The organism is Sinomonas atrocyanea (assembly GCF_001577305.1).
Lineage (GTDB): Bacteria > Actinomycetota > Actinomycetes > Actinomycetales > Micrococcaceae > Sinomonas > Sinomonas atrocyanea.
Map to the genome: position 1 here is coordinate 3,361,009 of NZ_CP014518.1, position 14,746 is coordinate 3,375,754.

Below are 14,746 nucleotides of genomic sequence, written 5' to 3' on the forward strand. Positions count from 1 at the left end.
CAAAGGGGCGCCGCCGTGATCTGCTCGACCCAGGGGCGCCCTCCCCCGTAGCATGGCGCGCGGAAGGGCCGGCACGGCCCGTGGAGGGGGACGGTGGCCAGATTCCTGTTCGTGACGTGGGACGGCGGCGGCAATAAGGTCCCGGCTGTGGCCCTCGCCGAGGAGCTCGCGCTGCGGGGCCACGCGGTCAGCGTGCTCGGCGATGCCGCCCAGGCCGCCGACTTCGCCGCCCCGGGCGTGCGCTTCGCGTCCTTCTCCACGACCCGGACGTTCCCCTCCGGGTCCACGCCCCTGGACATGGTGCGGATCGCCTCCGATCCGCCGATGCGGCGCGACGTGCTGGCGGACCTCGCCGCGCACCCGGCCGACGTGATCGTGGTGGACGTGGCCCTGTTCGGGGTCATGGACGCGCTGCGGCGGGCGGGCCGCGAGTACGTGGTCCTCGAGCACACGCTGGACGGGGTGCTGCGGCGGGTGCTCCCCTCCCTCGACGCCGTGCTCCGGGTGCGGGGCCTGCGCGTCCTGCGCCTGCTCAACGCCGGCCGGCCGGTCCTGGCGCCGACGATCCCCGAGCTGGACCGGGGCCACGGCGACGTGGTGCACCTCGGGCCCATGGTCCGCGCCGTCCCGGCCCGGCCCGCCGCGCCCACCGTGGTCCTCTCCCTGAGCACCGCCCCGTATCCGGCCCTCGTCCCGACCTGGCAGAGGGTGCTCGATGCCGTGGACGGCCTCCCCGCCCGGGTCGTGGCGACCCTGGGCTCCGGGCTCGCCGCCGGTGCGCTGCGGGTGCCCGCCGGCGTCGAGGTGCACGGCTGGCGCCCGCATGCCGAGCTCCTGCCCGAGGCCTCCCTCGTGGTCAGCCACGGCGGCCACGGCACGGCGGTGGCCGCGCTGGCCCACGGGGTCCCGCTGCTCGTCCTGCCGCTGGACCGGGCCACCGACCAGCCGTGGGTCGGCGCGGCGGTCCAGCGGGCCGGCGTCGGGCGCCGCCTGTCCCGGACGGCCCGGCCGGCGAAGATCCGCGCGGCAGTGGAGCAGCTCCTCGCGGACGGCCCCCACCGCGAGGCGGCCGCCCGGATGGGCGAGCGCGCCCGTGCGCTCGACGGGCGCGCCCGGGGTGCCGAGGTGCTGGAGATGGTTGCCCGGCGCGGCCTGCGGGAATGAGCACAGGGACAGGGACCGCACTGCCGAAGGAGCAACCATGCGCATCGCCATCGTCGGAGCCACCGGGAACGTCGGCACCGCGCTGCTGAGGACGCTGGCCGCGGGCGGCCACGAGCTGATCGGCGTCGCCCGCCGCGCCCCGGATCCCCGGGCCGAGCCCTACCGCAGCGCCTCCTGGCACCAGATCGACATCGGCTCGCCGGATGCGGTCCCGGCGCTGCGGAGCGCCTTCGGCGGGTGCGACGCCGTGGTGCACCTGGGGTGGATCATCCAGCCCAATCACCACCAGGACGATCTCCACCGGGTCAACGTGGAGGGGAGCTGGCAGGTCTTCGAGGCCGCGGCCGAGGCCGGGGTGAGGCACCTCGTCTACGCCTCCTCCGTGGGGGCGTACAGTCCCGGGCCCAAGGACGAGCGCGTCGACGAGTCGTGGCCCACCGGCGGGCTCCACACCTCGCACTACAGCCGGCAGAAGGCCGCGGTGGAGCGGCTGCTCGACCGCTTCGAGGCGGACCATCCGGACATCACCGTCGCACGGCTGCGTCCGGGGCTGATCTTCCAGTCGGGGCAGGCCTCCGAGGTGGGGCGCTACTTCCTGGGCCGCTTCATCCCCCAGCAGATCGCGCGCTCGCGGGTGCCGGTGCTGCCCATGCCGCCCACGATGGTCTTCCAGGCGGTCCACGCCGAGGACGTCGCCGACGCCTACGCCAAGGTGCTGGCCGCCCACGCCCGCGGCGCCTTCAACGTGGCCGCCGAGCCCGTCCTGGACCCAACCACCTTCCCGCCGGTCCTGGGCGCCAAGAAGTCGGTGCCGCTGCCGGCCGCGGCGCTGCGCGCCCTCGTGTGGCTCTCGTGGAAGCTGCGGATCCAGCGCACCGACCCGGGCTGGATCGACATGGCCGTGCAGGTGCCGATCATGGACACCTCGCGCATCCGCTCCGCGCTCGGCTGGGAGCCGCGGCGCTCCTCGCAGGAGGCCGTCACCGCGGTCCTCGGCGGCATGCAGGAGGCGGCCGGCGTGCAGGCCTCCGCGGCGCTGCGGCCCGGAGACCAGGCTGCGGAGAACTGACGGCGCTCGCCGGCCAGACGCCAGAAGGGCCCGGCCTCATCGAGAAGATGAAGCCGGGCCCTTCGTTCGGTGGCAGATGAGGGATTCGAACCCCCGTAGGCAATGCCAGCTGATTTACAGTCAGCCCCCTTTGGCCGCTCGGGTAATCTGCCGAACGCCACGCCGTGGTCCACAGCCAAGCCGTGTTCCGCGGTGCGAGCAAGACAACCTTACAGAACATTGGCCCACGCGTCGAATCCGCCGCGGGGCCGGGGAATCAGGCCGTCTCGGCGGCGGGTGCGCCATCGCCGTCGGCCGTCTGCGCCGCCTCCTCGGAGGCGATGGCGCGGGCAACCTGGGCCTCGAAGAACGCCGCCTGCTCATCGGTGATCTGCCTCAGCGCGACGGCCCGAGCGAGGTCCGCATGCACGGCGTCGAGCCGTGCGGAGGCCGCGGGGGCCGGAGACATGGCGATGCCGGCGGCGAGCGTCGCGGCGGCGACCACTCCCCCGGCTGCTGCGGCCGCCCGGCCGGCGATTGACTTCTTCGGTGCTGCATCGTCCGGCGCCTTCGCCGGAACGCCGTCTTCGGAACGTGGCGCGTTCTCCGCCATGGATCCTCCCTCGCGAGCCTTCAGTGGTACCAACGCTCGCAGTTTCCCTTGCGATCCGACTGGGGTTCGGCTGTGAGTGAACTGTGGGCATTCCGCGGTGCCGCCCGGATATTACCCGGGCCCGCCGGGGCCCAAGCGGCTAGGCTGGGGGGCAGCATCCAGACCCGTCCAGACGGAGGTTACCCATGGCAGATTCGACGTTCGACGTTGTCAGCAAGGTCGACAAGCAGGAGGTCGCCAACGCCCTCAACCAGGCGCAGAAGGAGATCGCCCAGCGCTACGACTTCAAGGGCGTGGGCGCCGAGATCGACTTCAGCGGCGAGAAGATCCTCATGAAGGCCAACGCCGAGGAGCGCGTCAAGGCCGTCCTGGACGTCTTCGAGTCCAAGCTCGTCAAGCGGGGCATCTCCCTGAAGTCGCTCGATGCCGGCGACCCGTTCGCCTCGGGCAAGGAGTACCGCATCGAGGCCTCCATCAAGGAGGGCATCTCGCAGGAGCACGCGAAGAAGATCTCCAAGCTCATCCGGGATGAGGCGCCCAAGAGCGTCAAGGCCCAGATCCAGGGCGACGAGCTCCGGGTCTCCTCGAAGTCCCGCGACGACCTCCAGTCCACCATCTCCCTGCTCAAGGGCTACGAGGACGTCGACCTCCAGTTCGTGAACTTCCGCTAGGCCCCGCGGGCCGTCCACGCCACAGCGTGGAGCACGACGCCGGCCGCCCACCCCGCGCGGGGTGGGCGGCCGGCGTCGTGCTCGCCGCCTTCTCAGCCCAGGCCGGGCCAGCGGGCCAAGTCGGCGGGGACGTCGATGTCGTCGTCGCTGCCGAGGTCGGCGCACTCGACCGTGTCGATCGCGTCGAGGTGGTCCCGGAGGTACTCCCGGGCTCCGGTGTCCCCCTGCGCCCGGCGTGCGGCCGCCGCGGCGTGGGAGGGGTCGAGGACCACGGGGTGGCCCGGACGCCCCCGGTACGCGGCCCTCGTGATCCGCCCGGGGCGGTGGGCTTGGAGCAGCCGGGAAAGGACCTCAGGCCTGACGCCGGGCTGGTCGACCAGCACGACCGCCACCGGAAGCCCGGGTTCCAGCTCCAGCGCGCGCTCGACTCCTGCCCGCCAGGCGCGGGACATCCCCTCCTCCCATCCGCTCACCTGCACGGTCACGAGCTCCCCGCCGCGGTCGGGCTGCTGCACCGACGCCGCGATCTCGGCCGCCCGCGGCCCGAGGACCAGGAGGGGGCGGCCGCCCGCCGCGGCGGCGGCCCGGACGGCCCGGGCCGCCAGCGTCTCCCCCTCGAGCCGCAGCAGGGCCTTGGGGCCGCGGCCCAGCCGCCTCCCGAGGCCGGCCGCGAGCACGACGACGCAGGGGCTGCTCACCGGGGCGCTTGCCGTTCCTGCAGGATCCTGTGCACCCCTCCAGTGTCGGTGATCTCACCGGCCCCGATCATCCGGTGCACGTCGTCGAAGCAGTGCTCCGGGACCACCGCCACCTCGGTGCCGTCGCAGTCCACGATGGCTCCGTTGCGGAGCTGGTCCCCTTCGCGCAGATGGGTCAGCGCGTCCGCCCGCACGATCCGCACCGGCGCCGCCGCGAGGACGGACTGGTTGCGGGAGTTGCCCGCCCGCAGTTCGTTGAAGAGGAGGTTGAGGATGATCGCGACGATCGCGGCGGCGCTGATCCCGGATCCCAGGATCGTCTGGGCCCAGGCCGGGAAGTCCCGGTAGAAGTGGGGCGCGGCCACCGGGATCAGGCCGAAGGCGAACGCGACGGCCACCACGACCAGGTTCATCGAGTTCCGGTAGTCCACCTTGGCCAGGGTGCGCACCCCCGAGGAGGCCACGGTGCCGAAGAGCACGATCGAGGCTCCGCCGAGGACCGGGGCCGGGATGGCCGCGACCACCTGGCCGATGGCGGGGAACATGCCCAGCACGGCCATGATGATCCCGGCCGCGGCGACCACGAAGCGGCTGCGGATGCCGGTCACGGCGACGAGGCCCACGTTGGCCGCGAAGGCCGTCTGCGTGAACGAGTTCAGCAGCGGGGCGCAGGCGGAGGAGAACATGTCCGCGCGCAGGCCGTTGGCGACGCGGCGGGCGTCGACCTTCGCGCCGACGATCTCGCCGACGGCGAGGATGTCCGCCGTCGTCTCGGTCATGGTCACGAGGACCACGATGAGCATCGAGATGATGGAGGCCACCTCGAAGGTCGGCGGCCCGAAGGCCAGGGGGGTGGGGAAGGTGATCGGGGCGTCGCGGCCCACGCCCGAGAAGTCCACCATGCCCAGCGCGGCGGCCACGCCGGTGCCGAGGATGAAGGACAGCAGGATCGACAGGCGCGAGATCATCCCGACGCCCACCTTGGACAGCAGGAGCACGATGAGCAGCGTGGTGCCTGCGAGGGCGAGGCTGCGCAGGTCGGCGGCCCCGTCGGTGCCGTGCCCGGCGGCCCAGGAGATCGCCACGGGGAGCAGCGAGATCCCGATGACGGTGATGACGGTGCCGGTGACGACCGGCGGGAAGAAGCGGATGATGCGCGAGAACGCACCCGCCGTCAGGAAGCCCACCGCCGAGGAGACGATGACCGCCCCGAAGATGGCGGTGAGATCGTGGCCCCCGGCCAGGATCGCGAGCATGGGCGCGACTCCGGCGAAGGAGACGCCCTGGACGAGCGGCAGGCGCGAGCCGATGAACGGGGCGCCGACGCTCTGCACGATGGTCGCGATGCCGCCCATGAGCAGGCAGGAGCTGATGAGCAGGGCGGTCTTCTCCCCGGAGAGCCCGGCGGCCTGGCCGATGATGAGCGGGACGGCGACGATCGCGCCGTACATGGTGAGGACGTGCTGGAAGCCGTAGGCGCCGGTGCGCCCCAGCGGGAGCCTCTCGTCCTCGGGGCCCGGGGCGTGGCCCGTGCGTGCTGCACGTCCCCAGCGGCCGGCCCGGGCCTGGGCCTTGGTACCAGTGTCTGTTGTGGTCGGTGACATGGAAGGAGCCTCCTTCAGTGCGCGGGCGGTGCCCGGCGCGCAAGGTTGGGCGATCCTCTGTTGTTCCCGGCCGGCCCCGCGGGGCGCTCGTCGGGAAGTGTCCAGATCTTGGTGGGTTCCGGCAGCCGCCGTCCGCGGTGGGCGGCGGCCCGGGTGATGCGGGGAAGGGGAATCAGTACTCGGTGCGGCTGGTGTTGGCAGCCCAGGCTTCGAACGGTGCGGTCCGGCGCTCCACGGCGATGTGGCGCACCGGCAGGGCCCGGTCCCGCTCCTCGGGGCTGCGGGCGAAGAACTCGTAGAACTCCGCATCGTCGAACCCGCCGGCTGCCGCGTCGTGGCGGTCCGCGGCGAAGTAGACCGCGTCGAGCCGCGCCCACAGCGACGCGGACAGGCACAGCGGGCACGGCTCGCAGCTGGTGTAGAGCACCGACCCGGTGAGGTCGAAGGTGCCCAGCGCGCTGCATGCGGTGCGGATCGCCATGACCTCGGCGTGCGCCGTCGGGTCGTTGTCCGCGGTCACGCGGTTGACGGCGAAGAATTCGCGCCCGTCCGGCGTGACGACGACGGCGCCGAACGGCCCTCCGTCGGCGGCCGCGTTCCGGGCAGCGAGGTCGATGGCGCGCTCGAGGAAGTCCTGCGTGCGGAGGGTGCCTTGGGGAGTGGTCGACATGATGCTCACGTCCTATGCGTCATGGGAGGACCCAAGGGAACGGTTCATGTCCATCGGCGGGTCCACCCGGCTGTCAGATCATGCCCGGTAGATAGCCCCTGCAACCGGGGCCCGCCATTGGCTGAGACCACCGTAGGGCAGCGGACCGTGAGGCGCAACACATCTTCGGAAATACTTTTCCATTTTGCCCTGGGCTCGCCCGGAAGCCGTTGCAGTCGGCGCAGCCTTTCCGCTACGGTGTGACCCAGCCCATGGCGGGTCCTGACTGGACTATCTACCGGGCGAGCAACCACGCCACCGTGCTGGACTGCCGCCAGAGAGCTCCCGGTACCTCCTTCCGACGTACCGGTGCTCCGCCCCCGCGGCGGCCCAGAGCCACCGAGGAGTTGACCGCCGTGACCTTCCCTTCAGCATGCCCCTGCCCCGCCCGGCGGCGGTGACCGTGCTCGAGCGCCTCCAGGACTTCGCCCCGGCCATGGCCGACCCCCAGGAGTGGGCGATCGCCACCGTCGTCGCCGTCTCGGACTCGGTCCCGCGGCCGCCCGGGACCTCCATGGCCGTCCGACGCGACGGGCTCGCCGTCGGCTCCGTGTCCGGAGGCTGCGTCGAAGCCGCCGTGGTGGACGCCTGCCTGACGGTCCTGGAGACCGGCACCGCCGACGTCGTCGAGTTCGGCTACGGCGACGACGACGGCCTCGGCGTCGGCCTGACCTGCGGGGGCAGCCTCCAGGTCCTGGTCCAGCCGATGACGGACCTCCGCGGAGCGCTCCCGTCCCTGGTCGCCGCCGTGGAGACCCTCCCCATCCGGGCAGCCGCGCTCCTCCGCGCCCTCCCGGGAGCGGCCGTCGGCCTGCCGGCGCCCGTGCTCCTGGACCCCGCCGACCCGCTGCCGGCAGCCGTGACGGACATGCTGCCGGAACGGTCTGTGCAGGAGCTGCGGTCGGCGCTGAAGGCCGGAGGCACCCGGATCGTGCCCGTGCACGGCGGGGAGGAGGGCGGGTGCCCCGTCCTCGGGCGCCTGCTCGTCGAGTCGCACCGCCCGCCGCCCCGGCTGATCGTCTACGGCGCCAACGACTGCGCTGCGGCGCTGGCCGCGGCCGCCCGGCCCCTCGGCTGGCAGGTCACGGTCTGCGATGCCCGGCCGCTGTTCTCCACTGCCGCCCGCCATCCCGGCGCCCACGAGGTGGTGACCGAGACGCCGGCCGTGCACCTGCAGGCCGAGCACGCGGCGGGGCGCCTCGACGCGCGCACGGCCGTCGCCGTCCTCGGCCACGACCCCCGGTTCGACCTCGCCGTCCTGGACCTGGCCCTGCGGATGGACCTGGCCTACGTGGGAGCCATGGGATCCCGCACCACGCACGGGCGCCGGGCGGAGGACCTGCTCCGCGGTGGCCTCCCCGAGGCCCTGCTGCGCCGGCTCCACTCCCCCATCGGCCTGGACATCGGCGCGCTGACCCCCGAGGAGGTCGCCGTGGCGATCCTCGCGGAGGTCATTGCCGCCCGGCGCGGAGGGGACGGCGCGGTGCGGCCCCTGCGGGACACCGCCGGGCCCGTCCATGCGTCCCGCGGCATGGAGACAGCTCCCGATTCCTGGAAGGTGCAGACGAGATGGACATGACCAGCGTCGAGGAAGTGCTGATGAGCGCAGATCCCGACCAGTGGCTGCCCGGCGACTCGTGGCTCGCCGGCGGGACGGTGCTGCTCTCCTACGGGACCGACATCACCCGCGGCCGCCCGCGGCGGCTCCTGGACCTCACCGGGGCGGGATGGCAGCCGGTGCTCTGGCACGCCGACGGGAATCCCGAGGACGCCGGGCACCAGGACGCCGGGCAGGACGCCCCGCCGGTCCCCGCGCTCGAGCTGGCGGCGACCTGCCGGGTCGCCGAGGTGTACGCGCTGCCCGAGGCCGCAGACCTGCCGCTGCCCCGGGACCTGCTGCCCGGGCTCGACCTCTTCCGGCCCTGCTGCGACTCCTTCGTCGCCTCCTACAAGATCTGGAACGTCTCGACGGTCGGCGGCAACGTGGCGACGGCTCTGCCGGCCGGGCCCATGACCTCGCTGCTGGCCGGCCTCGATGCGGTCGCCGTCCTGCTCGGCCCCGCGGGTGCGCGCCGCGAGCTGCCGGTCGCCGACCTCGTCCTCGGAGAGACCCGCACGGCGCTGCGCGACGGCGAGCTCATCCGCTGCTTCCGCATCCCGCTGGCCGCCCTGCGCCAGCCCTCGGCCTTCCGGCGGATCTCGCTGACCGATCGGGGACGGTCCGCGGCCCTGCTCATCGGCCGGCGCACCGGCCCCGGCCGCGTCCGCATCGTCGTGACCGCCTCCACGCGCCGCCCCCTCGTGGTCGACCTCGGAGGGGCGGAGCAGCCGCCGGCCACCGGCGAGGGGTGGCGTTCGGCCATCGACGCGGCGGTGGCGGACGAGGGCTGGCACGACGACGTCCACGGCACCCCCGACTGGCGGCGCGCCATGACCCACCGGCTCGGCGAGGAGATCCTTGCGGAGCTGCTGCCCGGCGCGCCCGCGGCCGCGCGGCGCACCACCGGCGACATCACCATGGAAGGGACCGCCCGATGACGACCGTACCCAGCGCGGCCGGCGAGACGCCGTCCCCGTCGCCCCGGGAGGGCGAGGCCCTCGTCGACGGGCGCCCCGTTCCCGTCCGGCCGGAACCGGGGCAGTGCCTGCGCACGTGGCTCCGCGACAACGGCGCCCTCGGGGTGAAGAAGGGCTGCGACGCCGGGGACTGCGGCGCCTGTACCGTCCACGTGGATGGCGCCCCCGTCCACAGCTGCATCTACCCCGCCCACCGGGCATCCGGGCGGACCGTGACGACCGTCCAGGGCCTCGGGACCCCCGAGCACCTGCACCCGACGCAGGAGGCCTTCCTGCGGGCCGGCGGATTCCAGTGCGGCTTCTGCACGGCCGGCATGATCATGACCGCCTGCACCTTCACCGACCGGGAGCTGGCGGACCTGCCCCGCAGCCTCAAGGGCAACCTCTGCCGGTGCACCGGCTACCGCTCCATCGAGGACGCCGTCCGCGGCCGCGTGAACGTGGACGAGGGCTTCGGCGGCGTCGGCTCGAGCACCGGGGCTCCCCAGGGCCCCGGGGTGGTCACGGGCACGGCGCGCTACACGATGGACATCGACCCGGCGGACCTGCCGGGCGCGCTGCTGCACGCCGCCGTGGTGCGCTCCCCGCATGCCCACGCGCGGGTGCTGGGCATCGACTCCTCCCGCGCGCTCCGCGAGCCCGGCGTCGTCGCCGTCCTCACCCACGAGGACGCCCCCGCCGTCCGGTTCTCCTCCGCGCAGCACGAGCTGTACACCGACGACCCCGACGACACCCGGATCCTCGACGACGTGGTGCGCCACGTGGGCCAGCGCGTGGCCCTCGTCGTGGCCGAGACGCCACGGGCCGCCGACCGGGCCGCACGGCTCGTGGAGGTCCGCTACGAGGTGCTCCCGGCGGTCCTGGATCCCGAGCAGGCGGATGCCCCGGGCGCTCCCGCCCTCCACGCCGGGCGCGAGCCCGAGGAGTCCCGCATCGCCGATCCCGGGCGGAACATCCTCGCCGAGGCCCACGGGGAGATCGGAAACCTGGAGGACGGGCTCGCGGCCGCGGCGGTGACCCATGAGGGCACCTACCGCACCCACCGGCTCTCCCACGTGGCCCTCGAGACCCACGGCTCCATCGCATGGACCGACGGCGAGGGCCGGCTCGTGGTGCGCTCCAGCACCCAGGTCCCCTTCCTCGTCCGCCGCACGCTGGCCCGCATCCTCGGCCTGCCCCAGGAGCGGGTCCGGGTCTTCTGCGAGCGCGTGGGCGGCGGCTTCGGCGGCAAGCAGGAAGTGCTCACCGAGGACCTGGCCGCGCTGGCCACGCTGGCCACCGGCCGCCCGGTCAAGCTGGAGCTCTCCCGCAGCGAGGTGTTCTCCGCCACCACCGTGCGCCACCCCTTCCGGATCCGCGTGCGGGCCGGCGCCGACGCCGAGGGACGCCTCACCGCGCTGGGCGTGGACGTCCGCGTGGACACGGGCGCCTACGGCAACCACGGGCCGGGGGTGATGTTCCACGGGTGCGGGGAGTCGCTGTCGGTCTACCGCGCCCCGAACAAGAAGGTCGACGCCTGTGTGGTCTACACCAACAACGTCCCCTCCGGCGCGTTCCGCGGGTACGGGCTGAGCCAGATGATCTTCGCCGTCGAGTCCGCCATGTCCGAGCTCGCCGCCCAGCTGCACCTGGACCCGCTCGAGTTCCGCCGCCGCAACGTCGTCGGCGTCGAAGACCCCATGATCTCCATGCACGAGCAACCCGAGGAGGACGTCCACTTCGGCAGCTACGGGCTGGACCAGTGCATCGACCTGGTGCGCGATGCACTGGCGCGCGGCCGCGACCGCGAGGCAGCCGCGGAGACCGCCGGGCACGCCGACCCGCTCGGGCCGGAGTGGAAGGTCGGCGAAGGCACGGCGATCGCCATGATCGACACCGTGCCGCCGCGCGGCCACCATGCGCACGCCCGGGTCCGCCTCCTGCCGGGCGGACGGTACGAGGCCCGCGTGGGCACGGCGGAGTTCGGCAACGGCACCTCCACGGTGCACGCGCAGCTCGTGGCCACCGCCCTGGGGACCACGACGGACCGTGTGGTCCTGCGCCAGTCCGACTCCGACCTCCTCGAGCACGACACGGGGGCGTTCGGGTCCACGGGCACCGTGGTGGCCGGCCAGGCCACCGATGCCGCCGCGCGGGAGCTGGCCGACACGCTCCGCGCGGCCGCCGCCGCACGCACCGGCAGCGACGCGGCCCAGTGCGAGATCGCGGGTCCGGTGGTGCGCACCCCGCACGGGGGCGTGGAGCTCGATGCGCTGCTCGGCGACGTCGCCGAGGGCAGCGACGAGGAGCGCTACGTCGGGCGGGGCCACTGGGGCGGAACCCCGCGGTCGGTGTCCTTCAACGTCCACGGCTTCCGCGTGGCGGTGAACACCGGCACGGGCGAGCTGCGCATCCTGCAGTCGGTCCAGGCCGCTGATGCCGGGAAGGTCATGAACCCGCACCAGTGCCGCGGCCAGGTCGAGGGCGGCATCGCCCAGGCCATCGGCGCGGTGCTGCACGAGCAGATCCGGATCGATGCCACCGGCCGGGTCACCACCGACATCCTGCGCCAGTACCACGTGCCGGCCTTCGCCGACATCCCCCGCAGCGAGGTGTACTTCGCCGACACGGAGGACTCCCTTGGACCCCGGGGGGCGAAGTCCATGAGCGAGTCCCCCTTCAACCCGGTGGCCCCGGCGATGGCCAACGCCATCCGGGACGCCATCGGCATCCGCTTCACCGCCACGCCGATCGCCCGCGACACCCTCCACGCCGCGCTGTGCGCCCGCGATGAGGACCCGGCCCCGTGATCGGCATGGACCGCGAGGAGCTCCTCGCCGTCATCGAACAGCACGGTGCCACGGCCCCCGGGCTGGCTCCCCGCACCCCCGGGGACGGGCGCGCGGACACCCGGCGCGTCGAGCTGGTCAATCCGACCTGCGGCGACCGGGTGGACCTCGCCCTGACGGTCGACGGCGGGAAGGCCGTGCTCCGCGGCACCGCCAGCGGATGCGCCCTCTCGCGGGCCGCTGCCTCGCTGCTCGCCGCCACCCTCCGCTCGATGGTGCCGCAGGAGGCCGCGATGCTGCTCGACGTCCTGGTGGCCGCCCGGGCGGCCGGCAGGCCGCTGGACCGGGCGGCCCTCCCCGACCTCGGCCACTCTGCCCCGGAGTCCTGCGCGGAGGCCCTGCTGGCCCTCGCCGAGCTCGCCGTCGCTCCGCTCAGGCGGCGGTGCATCCTCCTGCCGTGGACTGCAGCCAGGACCCTCCTGGAGACCGGATCGACGCCGGCCTGAGGCCCTCACCCTCCCCGCAGGGGCGGACGACGGCGGCCGCTCGCCCCGCGCGGGGTGTGCGGCCGGCGTCGTCCGCGCCACTACGGCGTGGGATGCTCCGCGTCGTAGCGCGCGAAGCCCGGCTGCGCCACGTGCAGCACCCAGACGAGCGCGATGCACGCCAGGGCGCCGACCACGATCGAGGTGCCCTCGCCGAGCCACGAGGCCATGCCGCCGGAGAACACGTCGCCGAGGCGCGGCCCGCCGCCCACCACCACGGTGAACACGCCGCCCTGCAGGCGCCCGCGCAGGGCATCCGGGGTGGCGGCCTGGAGGATGGTGGAGCGCAGGGCGGCGCTCACGGAGTCGGCCGCGCCCGCGGCGACCATGCAGAGGATCGCGGGCAGCACCCACCACGTCGGGCCGCCCGGCGAGGTGCGCCCGGCGGAGAGCACTACGGTCCCGAGCGCGAGGATGCTCGCGCCCCACGCCACCACGGACCACTGGACGCCGCGGCCCTGCCAGCGCAGCCGCGCGACCGGACCCGAGAACAGGCCGCCGAGGAAGGTGCCGGCGGCGATCCCGGCCAGCAGGGCGCCCGCGGTGGCCGCCCCGCCGCCGAGGGCGAGGACCGCGACGGCCGGGAGCACGGCGCGCGGCATGGCGAAGACCATCGCGCACATGTCGATGAGGAACGTCATCCGGATGTTGGGCCGGGTTCCGAGGAACTGGAACCCCTCCGCGACCGAGCGGATCCCGGCCCGGCGCACCGCGCCCTCGGGCGGCAGCGGCGGCAGGCGGAACAGCGCCCACATCGCCACGGTGAAGCTGAGCACATCGAACGTGTACGTCCACCCGTAGTCCACCGATGCCACGAGTGCGCCGGCGAGCAGCGGCCCGGCGGCGCCGCCGAGGCCGAAGGTGATCATGTTCAGGGCGTTGGCCGCCGCGAGCTTCTCGGGGCGGATGAGCCGCGGGATGATCGCGCTGCGCGCCGGCATGTTCAGGCCCGTGCCGAGGGCCTGGATCCCCACGAGCAGGTAGATGAGCAGGACGTTCTCGAGGCGCAGCCACGCCTGCAGCGCGATGAGCGCGCTCGTGCCCCACAGCAGCCAGGACGAGGCGATCGCGACCGTGCGGCGGTCATTGGCGTCCACGATCGCGCCGCCGTACAGGCCCGCGAACACGAACGGGACGAGGGCCACGAGCCCCAGCAGCCCCACGTTGAAGCTCGAGCGGGTGAGGTCGTAGACCTGCAGGCTCACGGCGGTGACCGTCAGCTGCGACCCCAGGATGCTCAGCAGCTGGCCGAACCAGAGGCGCCGGAACTCGAGACTCTCTGTGAGGGGGCTGGTGTCGGCCAGATAGTTGCGCACCGCAACAGCCTAGCCGCGGGCGCGGCCGGCTACGGAAGCCGGATCCGCCGCGCCACCTCGTGCGGGGTGCGGAATCGGTGGTCGCGCTCAACCTCGTGCACCAGCTCGGTCATCGCGGCGTTCACGGGCGCGTCCGCGCCGAGGGCCCGGGCCCGCGCCACGATCGCGCCGTTGAGGTGGTCGATCTCGGTGGCCAGTCCGCGCTGGACGCTCTGCAGCGTCGAGCCGAGGACCGGCTCCCGGCCGAGCCGGCGCCCCATGAGCCGCAGCAGCGTGCTCCCGACCGGTGCGGGAGCCGACCCGAGGACGCCGAGGGCGAGCGGCGTCATCCCCTCCAGGGAGCCGAACGCGATGCCCGCGCGGCGGCCCGTGCGGATGGCCTCCCGCATGCTCGCGAGGATGATCCGCCGCAGCCGCGGCTCGGCCAGGGTCTCCTGCACGCTCAGGCCGGTGATGGCCGGCATGGCATTGATCTGGTTCACCACGAGCTTGGTCCACTGGCACCCGGCGAAGTTGGCCACGGCCCGGCTCGGGAGCGCCGTGGAGAGCACCCGTGCGGCCTCGGCGGCCTCGGCCGTGGGCGGCGCGGTCCCCGAGCCCAGGTAGAGCGTCCCCGGGACGAGCACCCGGGCCTCGCCGGGCACCGGGCAGTCCGCGCTGAAGAAGGCGATGGCCCCGATGGCCGGGCCGGTGTGGGCGCTGCGGGCCCCGTCGGCGCCGTCGAGCCCGTTCTGGACCACGACGAGCGGGACACCCGCGAGCGCCGGTTCATTGGCGCGGAGCGCCCCGAGCTCGTCCTGGGCCTTGACGCACAGGAGCGCGAGTTCGGGGGCGGCCGTGAGCCGCTCGCCGGCGGCCACCCGCGCGCGGTGCTCGCCCCACCTGCCGGTGAGCCGGATCCCGTCGGCCGCGATGGCCGCGAGCCGTTCGCCGCGGGCGGTCACCTCGACGCGGTGCCCGGCGCGGTCGAGGAGGGCCGCGAGGGTCCCGCCGATCGCGCCCGCGCCGATGACCGCGACGTCCACGGTGGGCG

At 74.0% G+C, this 14,746-nt stretch carries 13 protein-coding genes and 1 tRNA gene; 7 read left to right on the forward strand and 7 right to left on the reverse strand.

The annotated features are described in order from the left end of the window. Positions 1 to 93: 93 nt before the first annotated feature. Together SA2016_RS15465 and SA2016_RS15470 are read left to right on the forward strand one after the other, a co-directional pair. Entirely contained in the window at positions 94 to 1,164 is a 1,071-nt protein-coding gene (locus SA2016_RS15465) for a glycosyltransferase (protein WP_066499747.1), read from the forward strand. 37 nt (positions 1,165 to 1,201) lie between these two features. Beyond that, positions 1,202 to 2,233, forward strand: coding sequence for an NAD-dependent epimerase/dehydratase family protein (locus tag SA2016_RS15470; RefSeq protein WP_066499749.1), 1,032 nt, complete (start codon positions 1,202 to 1,204; stop codon positions 2,231 to 2,233). A gap of 70 nt (positions 2,234 to 2,303) precedes the next feature. Here the strand turns inward: SA2016_RS15470 and SA2016_RS15475 are convergent. Next, a tRNA-Tyr gene (locus tag SA2016_RS15475) sits at positions 2,304 to 2,385 on the reverse strand. Positions 2,386 to 2,489: 104 nt separating this feature from the next. Beyond that, entirely contained in the window at positions 2,490 to 2,825 is a 336-nt protein-coding gene (locus tag SA2016_RS22325; protein ID WP_229710981.1) for a hypothetical protein, read from the reverse strand. Between the two features lie 185 nt (positions 2,826 to 3,010). On the opposite strand from SA2016_RS22325, the gene SA2016_RS15485 reads away from it, so the two are divergent. Continuing rightward, on the forward strand, positions 3,011 to 3,496 hold the full coding sequence (locus SA2016_RS15485) for a YajQ family cyclic di-GMP-binding protein (RefSeq protein ID WP_066499751.1): 486 nt from the start codon (positions 3,011 to 3,013) through the stop codon (positions 3,494 to 3,496). Between the two features lie 92 nt (positions 3,497 to 3,588). Here the strand turns inward: SA2016_RS15485 and SA2016_RS15490 are convergent, their stop codons facing one another. The 3 genes from SA2016_RS15490 to SA2016_RS15500 form a co-directional block, all read right to left on the reverse strand. Beyond that, complete coding sequence (locus tag SA2016_RS15490; protein WP_066499753.1) at positions 3,589 to 4,194, reverse strand: nucleotidyltransferase family protein; 606 nt, start codon at positions 4,192 to 4,194, stop codon at positions 3,589 to 3,591. After that, positions 4,191 to 5,798 carry a nucleobase:cation symporter-2 family protein gene (locus SA2016_RS15495; protein ID WP_066499756.1) on the reverse strand — a complete coding sequence of 536 codons (1,608 nt, stop codon included), beginning with the start codon at positions 5,796 to 5,798 and terminating at the stop codon, positions 4,191 to 4,193. The genes SA2016_RS15490 and SA2016_RS15495 overlap by 4 nt, the downstream gene beginning before the upstream one ends. 172 nt (positions 5,799 to 5,970) lie before the next feature. Next, a complete protein-coding gene (locus SA2016_RS15500) occupies positions 5,971 to 6,468 on the reverse strand; it encodes a nucleoside deaminase (RefSeq protein ID WP_066499758.1) in 498 nt (165 codons plus the stop codon). Positions 6,469 to 6,880: 412 nt separating this feature from the next. On the opposite strand from SA2016_RS15500, the gene SA2016_RS15505 reads away from it, so the two are divergent. The 4 genes from SA2016_RS15505 to SA2016_RS15520 are packed head-to-tail and all read left to right on the forward strand — an operon-like array spanning position 6,881 to position 12,358. Then, positions 6,881 to 8,086: an XdhC family protein gene (locus SA2016_RS15505; protein WP_066499761.1), complete on the forward strand. Its 1,206-nt coding sequence runs from the start codon at positions 6,881 to 6,883 to the stop codon at positions 8,084 to 8,086. After that, the gene (locus tag SA2016_RS15510; RefSeq protein WP_084249579.1) at positions 8,077 to 9,045 is read left to right on the forward strand and encodes an FAD binding domain-containing protein; all 969 of its coding nucleotides are present in this window, start codon (positions 8,077 to 8,079) and stop codon (positions 9,043 to 9,045) included. Before SA2016_RS15505 ends, SA2016_RS15510 begins: the two co-directional genes overlap by 10 nt. Next, entirely contained in the window at positions 9,042 to 11,873 is a 2,832-nt protein-coding gene (locus SA2016_RS15515; protein ID WP_066499762.1) for a molybdopterin-dependent oxidoreductase, read from the forward strand. The genes SA2016_RS15510 and SA2016_RS15515 overlap by 4 nt, the downstream gene beginning before the upstream one ends. A gap of 5 nt (positions 11,874 to 11,878) precedes the next feature. Next, positions 11,879 to 12,358 carry an iron-sulfur cluster assembly scaffold protein gene (locus tag SA2016_RS15520; protein ID WP_229710983.1) on the forward strand — a complete coding sequence of 160 codons (480 nt, stop codon included), beginning with the start codon at positions 11,879 to 11,881 and terminating at the stop codon, positions 12,356 to 12,358. A gap of 80 nt (positions 12,359 to 12,438) precedes the next feature. Here the strand turns inward: SA2016_RS15520 and SA2016_RS15525 are convergent, their stop codons facing one another. Together SA2016_RS15525 and SA2016_RS15530 are read right to left on the reverse strand one after the other, a co-directional pair. Continuing rightward, entirely contained in the window at positions 12,439 to 13,713 is a 1,275-nt protein-coding gene (locus SA2016_RS15525) for an MFS transporter (RefSeq protein ID WP_066499764.1), read from the reverse strand. Positions 13,714 to 13,742: 29 nt separating this feature from the next. Beyond that, positions 13,743 to 14,738, reverse strand: coding sequence for a ketopantoate reductase family protein (locus SA2016_RS15530; RefSeq protein WP_066499766.1), 996 nt, complete (start codon positions 14,736 to 14,738; stop codon positions 13,743 to 13,745). Between the last annotated feature and the right edge of the window lie 8 nt (positions 14,739 to 14,746).

Coding starts and splice junctions, on each gene's coding strand:
- SA2016_RS15515 (WP_066499762.1), top strand. CDS start 9,042: ATGACGACCGTACCCAGCGCGGCCGGCGAGACGCCGTCCCCGTCGCCC.
- SA2016_RS15495 (WP_066499756.1), bottom strand. CDS start 5,798: ATGTCACCGACCACAACAGACACTGGTACCAAGGCCCAGGCCCGGGCC.
- SA2016_RS15510 (WP_084249579.1), top strand. CDS start 8,077: ATGGACATGACCAGCGTCGAGGAAGTGCTGATGAGCGCAGATCCCGAC.
- SA2016_RS15485 (WP_066499751.1), top strand. CDS start 3,011: ATGGCAGATTCGACGTTCGACGTTGTCAGCAAGGTCGACAAGCAGGAG.
- SA2016_RS15505 (WP_066499761.1), top strand. CDS start 6,881: ATGCCCCTGCCCCGCCCGGCGGCGGTGACCGTGCTCGAGCGCCTCCAG.
- SA2016_RS15500 (WP_066499758.1), bottom strand. CDS start 6,468: ATGTCGACCACTCCCCAAGGCACCCTCCGCACGCAGGACTTCCTCGAG.
- SA2016_RS15520 (WP_229710983.1), top strand. CDS start 11,879: ATGGACCGCGAGGAGCTCCTCGCCGTCATCGAACAGCACGGTGCCACG.
- SA2016_RS15470 (WP_066499749.1), top strand. CDS start 1,202: ATGCGCATCGCCATCGTCGGAGCCACCGGGAACGTCGGCACCGCGCTG.
- SA2016_RS22325 (WP_229710981.1), bottom strand. CDS start 2,825: ATGGCGGAGAACGCGCCACGTTCCGAAGACGGCGTTCCGGCGAAGGCG.